The sequence below is a fragment of the Streptomyces sp. NPDC054796 genome, from assembly GCF_053611545.1.
Genome location: NZ_JBSHAO010000010.1, coordinates 83071 through 100981, shown reverse-complemented (window position 1 = coordinate 100981; position 17911 = coordinate 83071). Strand labels below are relative to the sequence as shown.

General features: G+C 72.9%; 14 protein-coding genes and 2 pseudogenes. 4 read left to right on the top strand and 12 right to left on the bottom strand.

What is annotated here, in order from left to right:
- The first annotated feature begins 68 nt into the window (after positions 1-68).
- A complete protein-coding gene (locus ACWGJ2_RS11255) occupies positions 69-479 on the top strand; it encodes a VOC family protein (protein WP_453345769.1) in 411 nt (136 codons plus the stop codon).
- A gap of 170 nt (positions 480-649) precedes the next feature.
- Here the strand turns inward: ACWGJ2_RS11255 and ACWGJ2_RS11250 are convergent, their stop codons facing one another.
- From ACWGJ2_RS11250 to ACWGJ2_RS11235, 4 genes and pseudogenes are all read right to left on the bottom strand, one after another.
- The gene (locus tag ACWGJ2_RS11250; RefSeq protein ID WP_453345768.1) at positions 650-1549 is read right to left on the bottom strand and encodes a phosphotransferase; all 900 of its coding nucleotides are present in this window, start codon (positions 1547-1549) and stop codon (positions 650-652) included.
- Positions 1550-1738: 189 nt separating this feature from the next.
- Positions 1739-2269 carry a TerD family protein gene (locus ACWGJ2_RS11245; protein WP_453345767.1) on the bottom strand — a complete coding sequence of 177 codons (531 nt, stop codon included), beginning with the start codon at positions 2267-2269 and terminating at the stop codon, positions 1739-1741.
- Between the two features lie 111 nt (positions 2270-2380).
- Positions 2381-2617, bottom strand: a complete 237-nt coding sequence (locus tag ACWGJ2_RS11240; protein ID WP_453345852.1) for a hypothetical protein — start codon at positions 2615-2617, stop codon at positions 2381-2383.
- A 423-nt stretch (positions 2618-3040) separates the two neighbouring features.
- Positions 3041-3286, bottom strand: a pseudogene (locus ACWGJ2_RS11235) (glycosyltransferase family 2 protein); the annotation flags it as partial.
- A gap of 368 nt (positions 3287-3654) precedes the next feature.
- On the opposite strand from ACWGJ2_RS11235, the gene ACWGJ2_RS11230 reads away from it, so the two are divergent.
- The 3 genes and pseudogenes from ACWGJ2_RS11230 (at position 3655) to ACWGJ2_RS11220 (ending at position 7033) form a co-directional block, all read left to right on the top strand.
- On the top strand, positions 3655-4653 hold the full coding sequence (locus ACWGJ2_RS11230) for an intradiol ring-cleavage dioxygenase (protein ID WP_453345766.1): 999 nt from the start codon (positions 3655-3657) through the stop codon (positions 4651-4653).
- 524 nt (positions 4654-5177) lie between these two features.
- A pseudogene (locus tag ACWGJ2_RS11225) lies at positions 5178-5567 on the top strand (acyltransferase family protein); the annotation flags it as partial.
- 86 nt (positions 5568-5653) lie between these two features.
- On the top strand, positions 5654-7033 hold the full coding sequence (locus ACWGJ2_RS11220; protein ID WP_453345765.1) for an alpha/beta hydrolase-fold protein: 1380 nt from the start codon (positions 5654-5656) through the stop codon (positions 7031-7033).
- Between the two features lie 79 nt (positions 7034-7112).
- Here the strand turns inward: ACWGJ2_RS11220 and ACWGJ2_RS11215 are convergent, their stop codons facing one another.
- The 8 genes from ACWGJ2_RS11215 to ACWGJ2_RS11180 all read right to left on the bottom strand — a co-directional run bounded on the left by ACWGJ2_RS11215 (position 7113) and on the right by ACWGJ2_RS11180 (position 17849).
- Positions 7113-7340, bottom strand: coding sequence for an MbtH family NRPS accessory protein (locus ACWGJ2_RS11215; protein WP_453345764.1), 228 nt, complete (start codon positions 7338-7340; stop codon positions 7113-7115).
- Entirely contained in the window at positions 7337-11521 is a 4185-nt protein-coding gene (locus ACWGJ2_RS11210) for an amino acid adenylation domain-containing protein (RefSeq protein WP_453345763.1), read from the bottom strand. Before ACWGJ2_RS11210 ends, ACWGJ2_RS11215 begins: the two co-directional genes overlap by 4 nt.
- Positions 11518-11751, bottom strand: coding sequence for a phosphopantetheine-binding protein (locus tag ACWGJ2_RS11205; RefSeq protein WP_453345762.1), 234 nt, complete (start codon positions 11749-11751; stop codon positions 11518-11520). Before ACWGJ2_RS11205 ends, ACWGJ2_RS11210 begins: the two co-directional genes overlap by 4 nt.
- Positions 11752-11758: 7 nt before the next feature.
- Complete coding sequence (locus tag ACWGJ2_RS11200; protein ID WP_453345761.1) at positions 11759-12427, bottom strand: isochorismatase family protein; 669 nt, start codon at positions 12425-12427, stop codon at positions 11759-11761.
- 92 nt (positions 12428-12519) lie between these two features.
- Positions 12520-14298 (bottom strand): (2,3-dihydroxybenzoyl)adenylate synthase, encoded by a 1779-nt coding sequence (locus ACWGJ2_RS11195; RefSeq protein ID WP_453345760.1) that lies wholly within the window; start codon positions 14296-14298, stop codon positions 12520-12522.
- Positions 14295-15434, bottom strand: a complete 1140-nt coding sequence (gene dhbC, locus ACWGJ2_RS11190) for an isochorismate synthase DhbC (RefSeq protein WP_453345851.1) — start codon at positions 15432-15434, stop codon at positions 14295-14297. The genes ACWGJ2_RS11195 and dhbC overlap by 4 nt, the downstream gene beginning before the upstream one ends.
- Before the next feature lie 456 nt (positions 15435-15890).
- Positions 15891-16697: a 2,3-dihydro-2,3-dihydroxybenzoate dehydrogenase gene (locus tag ACWGJ2_RS11185; RefSeq protein ID WP_453345759.1), complete on the bottom strand. Its 807-nt coding sequence runs from the start codon at positions 16695-16697 to the stop codon at positions 15891-15893.
- Between the two features lie 123 nt (positions 16698-16820).
- Positions 16821-17849 carry an ABC transporter substrate-binding protein gene (locus ACWGJ2_RS11180; RefSeq protein WP_453345758.1) on the bottom strand — a complete coding sequence of 343 codons (1029 nt, stop codon included), beginning with the start codon at positions 17847-17849 and terminating at the stop codon, positions 16821-16823.
- Positions 17850-17911: the final 62 nt, after the last annotated feature.

Sequence of the window (17911 nt, the reverse complement as noted above, 5' to 3'; positions counted from 1 at the left end):
CGTGCTGTCCGGGAAGGTCTGCCGGATCGGGATGGCACGTCTGTACGCCTTGCGCGCACGATCGCGTGATGACGCATCTCGGACTGGTGACTGTTGTCGTGCGTGACTACGACGAGGCCATCGCCTTCTTTCGGAACGCCGTCGGGTTCGAGCTCGTGGAGGACACACGGATCGACGAGGACAAGCGGTGGGTGGTGATCGCTCCGCCCGGAGCGCGGGAGACGGCTGTGCTCCTGGCCAGGGCCGTGACCGGCGAGCAGGAGGCTCGTATCGGGGACCAGACCGGCGGCCGGGTCGGCTGGTTCCTGAACACCGACGCGTTCGATCGCGATTACCAGCGGATGAGGGCGGCCGGGGTCGTGTTCGAGGAAGCGCCCCGGCAGGAGCCCTATGGCACGGTCGCCGTCTTCCGGGACCTGTACGGGAACCGCTGGGATCTGATCCAGCTCCGCCGGCCGGTGGCACCGGAGGGTGTGTGAGGCCAGGTTTGTGGCTGTGCCGTGCGCGGAGGATTCCGGCCTCGGGAATCGCCGGACTCATGAAGTGAGGCTGTCCGACGGGATCGTCGCTCCGTACATCCGGAACCTGTGCGTCGGCACCCGGGGACTATCCCGCTGTCCCCCAGTGACCAGCGGTTACGGGGCGGGCTTCAGGCGCTTCGGGGGCCGCTGCCCTCGCGCGCGGCGCGGATCTGGGCGAGCCATTCCGTGCCCAGCCGACGCCCGTCGGGGAGTTGGTCGTCCCGGTCCCAGCGCCAGGTGGTGATCATCGCCAGCACGAGGATCCGGCAGTCGCGCAGCACGTCCTGATCGACACCCGGATAGTGCACGCTGACGTCTTCGGGCGCATGGGCGAGGTCGAATTCGACGGGGCCGCGGCAGCACGTCTCAAGGTCGATGAACAGCGGCCCGTTCTTCGTGGCGAGCAGGTTGCCCGGGTGCGGCTCGCCGTGCAGAAGCTGCTCCGGGCCGCCGCCGCGCTCGCCGATCGATCGGCTCAGGCTCCGCAGCGTGTCGGCGAGCAGTTCCCGGTCCGCGTCGGGGAGCGCCGGGGTGCGGTCGCGGTCCGCCACGAGTCGCTGGGCCTGCTCGACCCGCTCCGTGAAGTGCGGCGTCGGGACGTCGAGGACGTCGAGCCCGCGCATGCCGAGGTGCAGTTGCGCGAGCGCATGGGCGTAGTCGGCTGACGGGACCTCTGGTACGGCTGCTGCGGCTGGTGCGGCTGGTGCGGCCTCTTGAGGTGCGACGGGTTCGTAGTAGGTCCACAGCGTGACCGCGAAGCCGTCACGCTCGTAGACGCGTGGCTCCACCCGGGGCTCAAGGACGGCGACGGGGCACCCGGACGCGGCGAGCCGCTGAGCGAGGTCGATCTCGAACTGTGCGACCTGGTGCGCCACGGGTGCCACCCGGGCCAGGACGTCACAGGGCAGCAGCCGCAGGGTGAGCTTGTTCGAATCGTGGAGAACGCTCGCGTCGTCGGCCGCGAGGCCGCACGACGAGGCGATCGCCGTGGCCGCGGCCACCGCACGCCGGACCTCTGACGCCTGCACCGTCGCCTGGCCCCTCTCCGCTTATGCGCTGCCGGGCGGTGCCGAGCGCCGCCGTCATGACTCCCCCGGCAGCCAGAAGGGGCTGCCGGGGGTACGTCGTGTCCGTACGAGGTGAATTCGCCGGGGATTTCCCCGGCCCGGAACGGTCACCGGGCCGGAACGGTCACCGGCCCGGAAAAGGAACGCCGTTCAGGAGTATTCGCGTCCCATGATGTCGGCGAAGGCGGCGGGGTCCGTGTCGAAACCGCGGAGCACCGGGCGGATTTCCCACTCGCCCGACTCGCCCCGGACGAACTCGGCGATGGTGGCCGCCGTGGATTGACCGACGCGCGAGAAGTCCTCCTGGACCAGCTCGTTGACGCCCTCACAGATCTTCGCGCTGCTGTTCGGCACTTCGGCGAACGTCTTGCGCCCGCCGCCCTGCTGTATGGCCACACCCACGACAACCCGCACATACGAGGAAGCCAGCCGGTCGAGTTCGAGGGTCATGGCCTCGTCCGCGCCGAATCCCTGGCCCGTCCTGCTGTCCCGGTTGAGGGTGATGGTGCCGTCGGGTGAACGGCTGTCGAAATGGACGAGATAGGCGGGCTTTCCGTGCGGATCGTCAGCGGTATACGTCGCGGCGACGATGTCGAGATCGTTGACCGGCGCACCAGAGGGGCTGGGATCCCACTTGAGTGTCACTTCGACTTTCCTGAGCCCCTTGTTGAGACTACTCACAGAATTCCCTTCCTCCGAACTGGGCTTATGCGAGCTGCGTCCGCGCCCAACTGTATCGTCTGGGCGGCTCGTTGAGATTGCTCCGCCCGTCCGCCGTGCGGGCCGACGGGGTCAGTCCGTGGACGTCGGCCGGGTCAGGTCGTAGAACGTGCTGCTTCCGACCGTGACCTTGGTGAAGTGGTCCGCGACCCAGGACTCGACCGAGGACGCCGTCCCCGAGCTGCGGCTTGAGCCTCCTGAACCGCTGGACGTGCCGATGTAGTAGTGGATCTTCCCGTCCGCCACGTACTTCTTGAACTGGGCGAGGGTGGGGCTCGGGTCGCTGCCGTTGAAGCCACCGACGGCCATCACCGGTGAGCCGGTGGCCGGTTGGTAGCTGGCCGCGCTGGAGGAACCGGTCGTCGGCGTCGGCGCTGAGCTTGGCCTTCGCCTTGGCGGTGACTGTTGTGCCGTTGAGCATCGCGCCGACACCGCCACCGGCCCCGCCGCCCTTGCCTCCCTTACCTCTCTTGCCGGGCACGCCGTTGCCGGACTTCCCGGAGCTGGCGCTCTTGCCGGGTGTGCCCTGCGACGTGCCGCCCCGCTGCGGGGGCTGGCCCTGACCGCCGGGGCCGCCGGGGTTGCCCTTGCCGCCGCCCGGCGCGCCGCCAGGGGCACCGCCACCCGTGTCTGTGCGGGCACCCGTACCCGCGCTCGTGACGGTGCCGGTCGCCGCGCCGTGGCGGCTCGTGCCGTCCGTGTGCTCCACATGGCCCGTGTGGTGAGTGGTCGTCATCGGACGCGCCCTGTGTGGGTCCTGGCCTCGGGCGCCACCGGTTCGGCACCGGCGACGGGGCGCAGCGTCATGGTCGGCTCGTCGGTGGTCCGCTGGTAGGCGGTGGCGCCGGTACGGTCACCGTCCATGCCCTGTCCCTGCTCGTGCTTGGCGGAGAAGACCCAGGCACGGAAGAGGACGAACCGCAGCACCGTCGCCGCCAGATTCGCCGCCACCAGCACCGCCAGCTCCGTCGCATGCGAAGCCCCCCACACCGCACGCAGCGCCCGCCCCCGCGCCAACTCCCGTCCTCGCGCTCCGGTGCGGGGGAAGCGTCCGCGCCGCAAGGCGGGTGTGCTGATGTCTCGCTCATGAGAACAGGCTGTGCGGTTCCTCTGAGAACGCACTGTGAACCGGCCGTGAACAAGGTGGGAGCCGCCGTACGGGCCCCGGCGCCGCTCCCTTGCCGTGTCCCCCTGCGCGACGTTCGCTCATACCGGTTCATTCAACCCGAAAACCGTCGGAACGGCTCGGTGGCCGACGCCCGCCCCCGGCAGGTGCCCGTGATTCACAGGAACCCACAGCTCCTTCACAGCGACCTTCCGCCACCGCATCCCTAGCATCTCGGCGCATGAGCGATGAAGCCATCTCCCAGCAGAGCGACCGGGACCCTACCCGGCGCGGCGACCGCGACCTGTCCCGGCGCCGTGCCCTCACCCTCGGCGGCGCGGGTGCCGTGGCCGTGGGCATCGGCGCACTGGGCGCCGCCAACGCCCTCGCGGGTGACGCCACCGCCACCGCCACCGCCACCGCGACGGCGGCGGCGGGCGGCGCCGACGGCACGGCCGAGGAGTGCTACCGCCTGACGGCCGAGTCCATCGAGGGCCCGTACTACCTCGACTACGACCTCTTCCGCCGGGACATCGCCGAGGACCGTCCCGGCATCCCCATGACACTGCGGCTGAAGGTGATCGACGGGACCAGTTGCAAGCCGCTCAGGAACGCGGCCGTCGACATCTGGCACTGCGATGCCGTCGGCGTCTACTCCGGCTACACCGGCATGGGCTCGGGCGGTGGCGGTGGCGGCGGCTCGGAGCCCCCGCCCTCCGGCGCACCGACGGGAACACCCACCGGAACACCGACGGGCGGACCCGGCGGCGGCGGCGGCGGACACCAGGAGCCGACCGACGGCACGACCTTCCTGCGCGGCTCGCAGATGACGGACCGGCACGGCGTCGTCGAGTTCGGAACGGTCTTCCCCGGCTGGTACCAGGGGCGCGCCGTGCACATCCACACCAAGGTGCACGTGGACGGAAAGCTGACGGAGGACGGGTACGAGGGCGGCCACCAGTGCCACACGGGGCAGCTCTACTTCGAGGAGAAGGCCGTGCTGGCCTCGGCCGAGGCCGATCCGTACCGCACCAACACCACCAGGACCACCCTCGACGAGGACTTCATCTACCCGGGCGGTGGCGCGCAGGGCGGTCTGCTGAAGCTGCGCTACAAGCGGGGCCGCATCACCGACGGGGTGGCCGCCTCGCTCACCGTCGCCGTCGACCCCGACGCGACCCACGACGGCTCGGACGCGGGCGGCCCCCAGCCCACCGGCAGCCCCTCGTCCTCCTCCTGACGCTCCCCGTCCGTCCCGCCACCCCGCCCACTCCGCCACCCACCTCGTCCGCGTAAGCCGGGCCGGCCCGACAGGCTGGTCAGCCCGACAGCCCGACAGCCCGACAGCGCGGCGGCGAAGGCGCCGGACCGCTGCTCGACACCGCTGCACGTGTCCTGCGCCTTCGCCGGGGTGGCGTCGCCCTCGCACTCCTGATCGCGGAAGGACGCCCACAGGGACAGCCAGCCAAGGCCCCGCTCCTCGGCGAACGTCCGCAGCTCGGCCGCGTCCGCGAGGGTGAACGTCTCGCCCTCGACGTCGTTGACGCCCGCCATCGCGGTCACGGCGAGGGTCTTCCAGGCCGGGCGTAGCCGGTGTCCCCGGCACCGCTCGTGGCGGAGGGCGCGGACCGTGCGGCGGTGCTCCCGCCCCCTCCGGCCGCGGGGGTGCCCGTCGAGCACGCGGCGCAGCCCAGGCACACCAGCACGAGGGCCCCCACGGTTCCGGCGGCCGTTTTCAGAGAACTCCGCATTCCGCACTCACCGTGGTGGGCGCTCCGGCACCCGGTGGACGGCGGCTACGACCTCGACGACATCCCCCTCGCGCAGACCCTGTGGTCGGCGGGCTTCGTCCTGCTGCTGATGCGCCGGCGGCCACGGCTCTCCGGGACGGGCCGCTGGAAGCCGGTGGACCGGCTGGTCAGGGTGCTCAACGCCCGCGCCGTGACGGTCTATCTGTGGCACGAGATCGCGCTCATGGCGGGCGTCGTGCTGATCGACCCGCTGTGGGACGTGCCCGCCTTCGAGCGGTATCTGCCGCTGGACAGCCAGTGGTTCCTGTTCGGGGTGGCCTGGGTGCTGATCGCCGTGGCGGTCCTCCTCGTCGGATGGGTCGAGGACGTGGCGGCCAGGCGCGCGCCACGGCTGCTGCCCTGACGCGGTACGTCAGCGGGCGGCGGACGAGCGGCGGCGCGGCCATGGGTAAGGTAAGCCTTACTTCGGGAGCGCCACCGCTCTCCGTCGTGCCCGCCGACCATCTCGTACGTCACGTCCGCGCGTACGCCAGCACGCCCCTGGAGGCCACGCCCATGGCGCAGCAGTCCCCGCCGCAGCCCGGCCCCACCACGACCACCGCGACCACGGCCAGGGCCAACACGGCGCGCCCGCCACGGCTGGCCCGCCCCGCGCCCGTCGAGCTGACCGGCAGTCCGCGCGTCCGCGCCCTGGAGGCCGAGCTGGCGGAGGGAGTCCGGGCTGAGGAGGCCGTGGCGCGGCTGTGGCGGGACGTCGCACGCGAGGGCACCCCGCTGATCGAGGCCGACCCCGCCGGCAACCCGGACCACGCTGCCGTCACTTTCCTCTGGCGCGGCGACGAGGAGACCGGCGAGGTGACCGTCCTGCCGAACAAGGTCGCCGATCCGGCGGCCATGGAGCGCAACACCATGCGCCGGGTGCCCGGCACCGATGTGTGGCACTGGAGCGTACGGATGCGTCGCGACTGGCGTGCCACCTACGAGATACGTGTCGACGGTGTCCCGCGCCGCGACGCCCACAACCCGGCCGCCTTCCCCCGGCGCTGGGGCGGCGAACCGCTGTCGGTCGTACGCCTGCCGCACGCGCCCTCGCCCCGCGCGTGGGAGCGGAGGGCCGATGTGGCGCGCGGGCACGTAGGTGTGCACCGGGTGCGCAGCGGCGCCCTCGGCAACGAGCGCGAGGTGTGGGTGTACGAGCCGCCGGAGGGCCCCACGCAGGGCGGCGATCAGGGCGAGCCGGAGGGCGCACCCCGCGAGCTGCCCGTCGTCGTGCTCTTCGACGGCGAGATGTGGGAACCCCGCCTGGACTTCTCCGCGCTGCTCGACAACCTCATCGCCGAGGGCCGCATCCCGCCCGTCCTCGCGCTGCTCCCGCACGCGCTCGGCCAGGACCAGCGCGCCGACGAACTGGCGGGCAACGACACCTTCCTGGAGTTCCTCGAAGGGGAACTGCTGCCCTGGGCCGCCGGCCGCTGGCCCGTCACCGCGGATCCGGCGCGTACCGTGCTGGCGGGCCAGAGCCTGGGCGGGCTGATGTCCGTCTACGGGGTGCTGCGTGCCCCGCACCGCTTCGGCGCCGCGCTGGCGCAGTCGGGTTCCTTCTGGTGGCCGAACGGCGCGGACGCCGAGGAAACAGAGCGGGTGACGCGGATGGTGGCCGAGGCGCCGTCTCCCGTTCCGCCCGTGCGGCTGCGGCTGTCGGCGGGCGAGCAGGAGTGGGTGCTGCTGCCCGCCAACCGGCGGCTGCGGGACACGCTGGCCGAGAAGGGCTGGCACGCGACGTACCACGAGTTCAACGGCGGGCACGACTACCTGTGCTGGCGGGACGAGATGGCGGCGGGCCTGGTGGAACTGCTGGACGGCGCGTGACGCCATGGGCCGTAGGCCGTAGGCCGTAGGGATCGCGCCTGAGACGTACGGACGCGTGCGGAGGGCGGAAGGGCGCCTGTCAGCCGGACGTCTCGATGTGCGTCACGCAGGCGGCGTGCGCGGCCGGGCCGAACTCCGTCTCCCAGCCGCCCGGTACGGGCGCGAAGACGGGCCACAGCGCGCGCTCGCCACGAGGCGCGCGCAGGACGAGGTGGCTCTGGTCCGAAGGATCCCTGTCCGGGTCGCCCTCGGGCGCCTCGAACGGCGCGGGCGCCGAGGACGCGGCGAACGCGGTGCAGGCGGTCACTTCACGGGCTCCTTCTCTTCTCGGGCCGCGCTCGCGCGCGGTACGGGCACCCCGTCCAGCTCGGCCAGGCGCGTGGCGAGAACCGAGCCGATGTGCGAAAGGTGCCGGGGCAGGGTGAGTTGCGGGTGCAGGCAGTCGAGGTCGTGGTTGGTGACCTCGCCGCTGACGTACGGGCGCCACGCCTCCCTCGTCAGCCAGTCCTCCTCGCGCGGCGCGGCGGCCGTGAAGAAGAGCAGGTCGCCCTCGTAGCGCCGGTGTTGGTGACGGCGCATCAGGCGGGCGTTGTTCGTGACGATGCCGACCACCGCGGTGAGGGTCCGCTCCGGCAGCGCGGCCAGCGCGCTGCCCTCACGGCGCAGCACGGCGAGGACGTCGTCGCGGGAGAGCAGGGCGCCGTCCTCGGTGGCCGCTTCGGTGTCGAACCCGGCCATGCGCAGCAGCGCGCGCAGCGCGTCGGCCTCGGTGGGGGCCTTGAGCTGCCGCCACTGGTCGGAGGGGTAGGCGTCCATCAGGGCCAGCAGTTCGACCCGTTCGCCCGCCTCCTGGAGCAGCACCGCGACGGTGTGCGCGACGACGCCGCCGACGGACCAGCCCAGCAGCCGGTACGGGCCGTGCGGCTGCACCCGGCGCAGTTCCTCGACGTAGTCGGCGGCCATCTCCTCCATGGAGCCGGGCAGTTGCGTGTCCTCCTGGCCCGTGTGCCCGTGCAGGCCGCGTGCCTGGAGGCCGTGTACGGGGAGGCCGGGCCCCAGCGGGGCCAGGAGGCCCGAGTAGCACCAACTGATGCCGCCTGCGGGGTGGAAGACGAACAGGGGCCGACGCCCGCCTCCCGCGCGCAGCGGCAGCAGCACCCCCAGCGCGTCGTCGTCCGGGGCGTCCTCCGCGCCGCCCTCCGCGTCGTCCCCTCGCCGGAGGCGCCGTGCGAGCGCGGCCGGGGTGGGGGCCTGGAAGAGGGTGCCGATGGTGACGCGCTCTGCGGACTCGTCGCCGAGGGTCTCGCGGATGCGCGCCGCGAGGCGGGCCGCGAGCAGCGAGTTGCCGCCCAGGTCGAAGAACCCGTCGTCGACGCCGACCCGTTCCACGTCCAGCACCTGCGCGAACAGCCGGGTGAAGGTCTCCTCCCGGTGGCTGCGCGGCGGCCGGGAGCCCTCGGTCGCGGGCAGTTCGGGCGCGGGCAGTGCCGAGCGGTCCAGCTTGCCGTTGGGGCTCAGCGGCAGCGCGTCCAGCACGACCAGCGCGCCGGGCACCATGTAGTCGGGCAACTGCGCGGCGAGCCGCGCCCGCAGTGCCTCGGTGTCGCAGACGCCTTCCTCCCCGCTCTCCGCCGGCGTGATGTAGCCGACCAGCCGCTGGTCGCCAGGCCGGTCCTCGCGGACGAGGACGGCGGCGGCGCGCACCCCCTCGTCGGCGGTCAGCGCGGCCTCGACCTCGCCGGGCTCCAGGCGCTGTCCGCGCAATTTGACCTGGTGGTCGGTGCGTCCCAGGTACTCGATCTCGCCCCGCTCGCTCCAGCGCGCCAGGTCCCCCGTCCGGTACATGCGTCCGGGCGCCGCGGACCCGTCGGGGCCCTTCGGCGCGTAGGGGTCGGCGGTGAAGCGGGAGGCGGTGAGCGCGGCGCGTCCGAGGTAGCCGTCGGCGAGCTGGGCCCCGGCGAGATACAGCTCGCCGGGCACGCCGGGCGGGCACGGCTGGAGTGCCGCGTCGAGCACATAGGTGCGGGTGTTCCACACGGGCCTGCCGATGGGCACGGGGCCCGTGCTCCCTGGCCCGCACTCGTGGTACGTGACGTCCACGGCTGCCTCGGTCGGCCCGTACAGGTTGTGCAGCGGCACCCCCGGCAGCACCCGTACCGCTTCCTCGACCGTCTCGCGGGGCAGTGCCTCGCCGCTACAGAAGACACGTCGCAGCACCGCGCCGCAGCGCACGGCGTCCGGCTCGGCGAGGAAGACGCTCAGCATGGACGGCACGAAGTGGAGGGTGGTGACGCCGCACTCGCGGATGGTGCGGGCCAGCGCCGCCGGGTCCTTGTGCTCGCCCGGCGAGGCGACGACGAGCGTGGCGCCCTCGCGCAGCGGCCAGAAGAACTCCCACACCGACACATCGAAGCCCGACGGCGTCTTCTGGAGGACGCGGTCGTCGGGGCGCAGCCCGTACTCGCCCTGCATCCAGCGCAGCCGGTTGTCGATGGCCGAGTGCGGGACGACGACGCCCTTGGGGCGGCCCGTCGAGCCCGAGGTGTAGATGACGTACGCGGGATCGCGCGGCTCGGGCCCTGTCCCGGGGCGGGTACGCGGTTCGTCGGCCAGTTGCGCGACGGTGTGCGGGTCGTCGAGGACGAGCCGCATCGGGCCTTCGGCGGGGAAGGTGGGGGCCGTGGCCGCGTCGGTGAGGACGCAGGCGGGGGCCGCGTCGTCGAGCATGTACGCGAGCCGTGCCGCCGGGTAGTCCGGGTCGAGCGGAAGATAAGCGGCGCCCGCCTTGAGGACGGCGAGCAGCGCGACGACCAGCTCGGGCGAGCGGGGCAGTGCGACGCCGACCCGGCCGCCGGGGCCCACGCCGAGCGCGGTCAGCCGGTGGGCGAGCTGGTTGGCGCGTGCGTCGAGTTGCTCGTAGCTGAGCGCCTGGCCGCCGCTGACGAGCGCGGTGGCGTGCGGTGTGCGCGCGGCCTGGTCCTCGATGGGCCCGACGAGGGTGGTGACGGGCAGTTCCCGTGCGGTGTCGTTGAACGTGCCGACCACGCGGGCGCGTTCGTCGGGGGTGCAGATGCCGTGGGTGGCGAGCGGCGCGTGCGGGTCGGCCTCGGCCAGCCGCTCCAGCAGCCGCAGATAGCGTTCCTGGTGGCGGGCGAGGTCGTCCTCGCCGTACAGGCCGGGGTTGCCGTCGTGGTCGAAGCGGAGTCCGGTGCCGTCGGTGCGGTCGTAGACGTTGACGGTGAGGTCGTCCACGGGCCCCGCTGAGAGGTTGTGCGCGGTGCACTCCGCGCCCGCGAAGGTGACGCCGTAGTCGAAGGGCATGACGTTGACCAGCGGCCCGGTGAGGGCGCGGCCCTCGCCGAGGAGGCCGAGGTCGCGCCGGATGTCCTCGTACCGGTAGCGCTGGTGTCTGCGTGCCGCGCGGACGGCGAGCACGGCGGCGCGGGTCAGCTCGGCGAAGGTGGCACCGGGTGTGACGGTGAGCCGCAGCGGCAGCACGTTCATGACCATGCCGGGCACGCGCAGCGCCACCGAGCCCATGCGCCCCATCATCGGCAGGCCGAGCACCACGTCCTCGCTGCCCGTGGCCCGTGACACGTACAGCGCCTGCGCGGCGAGCAGCACGTCGGGCCAGGTGGCACGGACCGAGGTGGCCAGCGCGCGCAGACGCTCGGTGGCCTCGGGGCCGAGGTGTCCCGTGCGGCGGTGGAAGGTGCGGCCCGCGAGGGCGCCGCTCCCGGCGAGGGTGGGCACCTCGGGCCTGTCGGCGAACTGGCCGCTCCAGTGGGCGCGGTCGACGGTGAGCGCGGCGGAGGAGTGGTAGGCGGCGTCCTCGGCGACGAGGTCGGCGAGGCGGCCGAAGGGGCTTGCCCCCGGGGTCCTGCCGTCGGCGAGCGCGGTGTAGAGGTCGGCGACGCGCTGGACGAGCAACGAGTAGCCGAAGCCGTCCATGACCACGTGGTGCACCCGCTGGTACCACAGCCAGCGTGCGTCGCCGACCTGGAAGAGCGCGTGCTTGAAGAGCGGGCCCGTCTCCAGGTCGAAGGGCTCGGTGAGGTCGTCGCGCATCCAGGTGTGTGCGACGGCGTCGGGGTCGGTGTGCTCGCGCAGGTCGGTGGCGTACAGCGGGAAGCCGTGGCCCGGGGGTTCGATCTCCAGGGGCAGTTGCCGTGGCACACCGTCCGCGTCGGTGGTGAAGCGGACGCGCAGCGCGTCGGCCTCGCCCGTGGTGCGGTGCAGTGCCTCCGCGAAGAGGACGGGGTCGAGGGTGCCGCGTATCTCCAGGTACTCGGCGGTGTTCTGCGCCGGGCTGGCGGGATCGAGGGCCTGCGCGTACCACATGCCCGACTGCGCGGCGGTGAGCGGCAGTCCGGCACGGGGCGCGCCGGGGGCCGGGTGGTCCACCGGGCCGGACGGGGGCGGCTCGGACGGCGCGGGTCCTGCCTCCGCGTGTGCCGCCCGCGCGTGGGCCGTGGCGGCGGCGCTCATCGGTCGGCCCCCATCAGCTCGGCCCAGCGCTCGATGGCGGGCCGGTCGGCGAGTTCCACGAAGGTCACCTGGGTGCCGTGGTCCTCGCGCCAGCGCTTGAGGAGGGTCATGACGCGGATGGAGTCGAGGCCGTAGTCGACGAGGTTCTCGTCGACGGGGATGTCCTCGGGATCCTCGCCGAGCACGTCGGCGACGTCGGCGCGGATCCGGTCGGTGGTGAGGTGCGGCATGCCGTGCTCACTTCCCCTCTGCCGTGCGGGGCGTCTGATCGGTGAAGGGCCCCGCCAGCACGGTGTGTGCCGTGGTGACGACGGCGCACTTGGCTGCGGCGTAGCGCAGCGCCATGTGGTGGTCCTCCTCGGAGAAGTCGGCGACGGCGTCGGCGACGAGGAACGCCTGGATGTCCCGCATCCACGCGTCGGCGGCCGTGAGCAGCACGCCGATGTGCGCGTACACGCCGACGACGATGAGCTGGTCGCGGCCCGCCTCGGCCATGCGCTCGGCGAGGTCGGTACGGGCGAAGGCGCTGTACTTCCACTTGGTGAGCACGGTGTCGCGCTGCCGCGGTGCCACCGGCGCGGGGATCTGCGCGGAGCGTTCGTCGTCGGGCAGTCCGGGGCCCCAGAAGTCCTGCTGGAGTCCGCGTTCCTCGGGGGTCTGGCCGCCGACCTGCGCCGAGTAGACGACGGGGACGCCCAGTTCGCGGCAGCGGCCGAGCACATGGGCGGTGTTGTCGAGCAGTTCGGTGCGCGGGGAGGTGTCGGGCGGGAAGGCGCCGAGGAAGTAGTTCTGGAGGTCGTGCACGAGCAGCACGGCCCGGTCGGGGTGGGGGCTCCAGTTGGCCTTGTTGCGCGGCAGTGCGCCCTTGTCGGGCATGGGGTACGGGGTGATGGCGGGCAGGGCCATGGGGGTGCTGCCTTCCGGTGTGTGTCAGGGGTTCCGGTGTGCGGGGGTGCGGGGCGGCGGGGTGCGCGGGGTGCGCCGGGGGCAGCCGGGGGTCAGGAGGCCGGGCCGTCCTCGGGTGGCTCCTGGGTGCCGGTGGTCAGCAGTGCGGCGACGGCGGCGCGCAGGTCCCTCTTGGAGGTCTTGCCGACCCCGGTGCGCGGGAAGGCGTCGGTGAACTGGACCCGGTCGGGCACCTTGAACTCGGCAAGACCCCGCTCGCGCACATACCGCTTCAGCTCGACGGGCCTGGGCCGCTCGGCGCCCTCGCGCAGGACGACGTAGGCACATGTGCGCTCGCCCAGATACGGGTCGGGCAGTGCGACGAGGGCGACGTCGTGCACGGCGGGGTGGCCGAGGAGGACGTTCTCCACCTCGTCGGCCGCGACCTTCTCGCCGCCCCTGTTGATCTGGTCCTTCGCGCGGCCCTCGACGATCAGGTGGCCCGTGGGGGTGAGCCTGACGATGTCGCCCGTGCGGTAGAAGCCGTCGGCCGTGAAGGCGTCGGCGTTGTGCGCGGGGGCGCGCCAGTAGCCGCGGATGGTGTACGGGCCGCGGGTGAGCAGGTGGCCGCTCTCCCCCACGGGCACGTCGTTGTCCTCGTCGTCCACGACGCGGATCTCGTCGTCGGGCGAGATGGGGCGCCCCTGGGTGGTGACGACGGTCTCCTCGTCGTCGTCCAGGCGCGTGTAGTTGACGAGTCCCTCGGCCATACCGAAGACCTGCTGGAGCGCGCAGCCCAGCACGGGCCGCACCCTGCGTGCCGTGGTCTCGCTGAACTTCGCGCCGCCGACGAGCAGCAGCTCCAGGCCGCGCAGCGGCCCGTTGCCCTCGGCCTCAGCCGTGTCCAGCCACACATGCGCGAGCGGCGGCACGAGCGCGGTGAGGGTGACACCCTCGCGCTCGATCAGCGGGAACGCCACATCGGGGCTGGTCCCGGGGGCGAGGACGACGCGGCCTCCCGCGTAGAGCACGCCGAGGTGTCCTGGTGAGGACATGGGGAAGTTGTGCGCGGCGGGCAGCACACAGAGGAAGACGGTGTCCTCGGTGACGTCGCACAGTCCGTTGGAGCCGCGCAGCGAGTAGATGTAGTCGTCGTGCGTGCGCGGGATGAGTTTGGGCACGCCCGTGGTGCCGCCGGACAGCTGGAGAAAGGCCAGCTCGTGCGGCGCGGGCGGGTCCGGCACGACGAGCCGCCCCGGCCCCGGCGGGTCGATGGAGAGGGCGCTGAGGGGTTCGTGCCGTCCGGGGTCCCCGTCGGCCACGAACACATGGCGCAGCGTGGGCACCCGCTCGCGTACGAGGCCGGCGAGGGTGCGGTAGTCGAAGCCGCCGTGCCGCGCGGGGACGACGTAGGCGACGGCCTCGGTGAACTCGCAGAAGTAGGTGATCTCCAGTTCGCGGTGCGCGGGCAGCGCGTAGACCGGGACGGCGCCGATCCGGAAGAGCGCGAACACCACCTCGAAGAACTCGGCGATGTTGGGCAGTTGGATCACGACCCGGTCGCCCTTGCCGATGCCCCGCGCCAGGAGCCCGGCGGCCATGCGGTCGGCGCGCTCGTCGAGTTCGCCGTACGTCCACACCCGGCGGCGTGCCTCGCCGGTGCCGGGTGAGGGGTCCACGAGCGCGGGTCTCTCTGGGTGCGCGGCGGCGCGCTCGCGCAGCATCCCGCCGAAGGTCTCGCCGCGCCACCATCCGGCGGCGCGGTAGCGCGCGACGAACTCGTCGGGCCAGAAGGGGTGATCGGGGTACGGCGTCGTGCGGTCCTGGTCCTGGTCGCGGTTCTGGTCCTGGACGCGGTCCTGGTCCTGGACGCGGTTCTGGGTGATGCTCACAGCTCGACCCCCGCCGCCTCCAGGAACGTGCCGAACTTCGCGCCCGTCTCGTCCGCCTCGGCCCACGGTGAGGAAGCGGCGACGACACCGGCGCCCGCGTACAGCCGCAGCCGCCGCTCCTCCGGCTCGGCCTCGGCGCAGCGGATGGTGACCACCCACTCGCCGTCGCCTTCCGCGTCGCCCCAGCCGACGACGCCGGTGAACAGCCCCCGGTCGAAGGGCTCCAGCTCGCGGATCAGCGCACGCGCCGCGTCGGTGGGCGCGCCGCACACGGCGGGCGTCGGGTGGAGCGCCATGGCGAGTTCCAGTGCCGAGGTCTCGGGCTCTGCCAGCTCGCCCGTGACGGTGGTGGACAGGTGCCACATCGCGGCCGTCCGCACGAGAGTGGGCCGTTCGGGTACGTCGAGGACGCGGCAGTGCGGCTGGAGCGCGGCGCGTACGGCGTCGACGACGAGCGCGTGCTCGTGCAGGTCCTTCGCCGACTCCAGCAGCCCTGCCGCGCGACGTACGTCCTCGGCGAGGTTGTCGCTGCGCGGCACGGAGCCCGCGAGGGGGTTGGCGGTCAGTTTCGTCCCGCGCCGGGAGACCAGCAGTTCGGGGCTGGCGCCGAGCAGGGTGCGGCCCGGTCCGGCCGGGACCGCGAACGTATAGCCCTCCGGGTCGCGGCGGGCCAGGCGCTGGAGGATCGCGGACAGTTCCAGCGGCTGCGACGAGGTGAGTTCGAGGGTGCGCGCCAGGACGGCCTTGCTCAGCGCGCCCGCGCGCATGCGCTGCACGGCGGCGGTCACCGCGTCGCGGTAGACCCTGGCCTCCGGCACCCGGCGTATCTCCCAGTCGGCGGGCGTAGGGACGGGTGCGGGCAGCACGGTCAGCGGGTCCTCGCGCAGCGCGGGCGCGCCGCGCACGGTCTCGGGCACGGCGAGCCTGGCGGGCGCCCCGGTGTCGAAGGGCACGGCCCCGACGACGAGGGGCGACGCCTGTCCGGCGTGCCGCCGCTCGCGCAGTGTGGCCGCGACCCGCTCCGGCAGCGGACGGCCGTCGTGCGGCACGCGAGCGGCGGTGCCTCTCGCGAGCAGGGTGCGGGTGGGGCTCGCGAAGAACCGCGTGTCGTCCCCTGGTTCGTACGCGGCCAGCAGGTCCGTGGCGGAGCCGACGCGCCGCGCGACGTCCGTCGATGCGGAGGAGGAGCGAGAAGAGGAGGGAAGGGCGTGGGCGGTGGTCACGTGGTGCTCCGTTCGGTCGCAACGGAAGGGCGGAAGGACGGGTGGTGCGGCACATGTGGTGCGGCACGGGGTGTGGCTGAGGGGCACGGGCGGGCGCGGGCTCGCGGGCGCGGCGCCGTGCGCTGGTACGGGGACGTGCGGCGGGGCACGAGGGGGTGCGGGGGCCGGGGACAGCGGCCGGTCCTGTCGCGCGGCCGGTCGTCTCCGGGCACCGGCACCCGTGTCGGGGAACGCCTCGGCACGGTCGCCCCTGTCCGGGGCCAGGTGTCCGGGGCCGTCTCCGGAGCGGCGGTTCGGAGCGACAGTCCGGAGCGGCGGTTCGGAGCGCGCACACACGTGCACGCGTCCCGCAGCGCTTCCGGTGCCCGGTCAGGCGCGCAGCGTCGCGCCGCCGTCCACGTACAGGTCGTGGAGGGTGATGTGGCGGGCCCGGTCGGAGACCAGAAAGGCCACGGCCTCGGCGATGTCGAGGGGTTCGGCGATCCGGCCGAGCGGGATACCGGTGCGGTACGTGTCCGGGTCGCCGTCGATCACCGAGCGTGGCGGCCCCGCGTTCGTGCCGTCGCCCTCCGGCCACAGCGCCCGCTGCATGGCGGTGTCCGTGGAGCCGGGTGAGACGACGTTGCACCGGATGCCGCTGCGGCCGAGTTCGAGCCCGAGGCACTTGGTGAACATGGTGGCCGCCGCCTTGGACGCCGCGTAGGCGGCCATCCCCGTGCGCGGGATACCGGCGGCGTTGGAGCCGACGGTCACCACCTGGCCGTCGCGCCGCTCGCTCATGCGGCGGGCGACGGCGCGGGAGACATGGAAGACGCCGGTGGTGTTGACCGCGAAGGTCCGCGCCCAGTCCTCGTCGGTGAGTTCGACGACGGGCGCCGCGTGCAGCACTCCGGCCACGTTGACGAGGATGCCGAGGGGGCCCACGGTGCGCTCCACCTCGGCCACCAGTTCCTCGACGGCCGCGGCGTCGGCGATGTCGGCGGTGTGCGCGCTGATCCGGTCCTGGCCGTACTCGGCCTCCAGGGCTTTGACGCCCTCGGACTCGCGGTCCACGGCGGCGACTCGGGCGCCCCGGTCGGCGAGCGTACGGGCGACGGAGGCGCCGATGCCCGCGCCCGCTCCCGTGACCAGTGCCGTTCTGCCGACGAGTTCGGTTTCAGTCGCTTGCGAAGGCAACGCGCACACCTCTCCCAGAGATCGACTTCTTACTTAGGTAAGGCTAACCTAACACGGCTTTCTGTGAGCCCTCCGGGACTCGCGAAAAGCTCGCGCGGGCACCCGGAACGCCCCCGCGGAAGGTCACCCGGCCATCGCCTTCTCGATGTCGTCCAGCACCGAGCCGGCGGCCAGCGGACCGCCCAGGCTGGTCCACTTCGACCCGTCGATCTCCGTGACGTGGCCCTCGCGCACGGCGTCCAGCTCCTTGTAGGCGGGCTTCCCCTGAAGCTCCTTCAGCAGCTTCGCATCCTCGCCCTGCGCGGAGAGGGTGCCGATGAACAGCCAGTCGCCGTCCACCTTCGCGATGTCCTCGTCGCTGATCGGGGTCGAGTGGCCCTCGCCGCGCTCCTTCTGGATTCCGGGCCGCTCGAAGCCGAGGTCCTTGAGCACGTCGCTGACGAAGACGCCCTGCTGCATCAGCGCCGTGCCCTTGGTGCTGTAGCGGGCGACGCTGACGGTGGACCCCGCCCTGTCGCCGAGACCCTTCTTCACCTCCGCGACCTTCTCGTCGTAGGCACCCAGGACCTTCTCCGCGCGCTCCTGCCTGTTGAGCGCCTTGGCCGTGAGGTCGAACGCGTCCTTGAAGTCGTTGCTCTTCGCGAATGTCACCACGGTGGGCGCGATGGCCCGCAGTTGCCGCAGCACCTGCTTGTCCGCGACCTGTCCCGCGAGGATCACATCCGGCTTCGCCCGGGCCACCTTCTCGACGTCGGGCCCCGTCACGGCGCCGACCAGGGGTATCCCCTCGGCCTTGTCCGCCAGGTACTCCGGCGCGCCCTTCTGGCCCCGCCCCGCGGTCAGTCCGACGGGCTTCACGCCCAGCGCGAGCGCGCTGTCGAGGTCCATCTCGCTGAGCGTCACCACCTTCACAGGCTTCTCGGGCACCTTCACCCGCTCGCCCGTGGCGTCCTCGACCGTGCGGGTGGCGCCCTTCGCTCCACCTGAGCCCTCAGCGCCCGCGGACTCCTCCGCGCCGCACCCCGTCAGCGCGAGCGGGACGACGACCGCGAGCACGGCGGCCCCCGCCAGCCGACGGCGCGCGGGGCGAGTGCCGGAGACGGCGGGGATCACGGGGATGGCGCGGCCGGACCGGCCGTACAGACGAGGCATGGACAACTCCCGTACAGGTCACGGCGGTCCGGGGGCCGGACCGCATCGAGGAGGACTTAGGT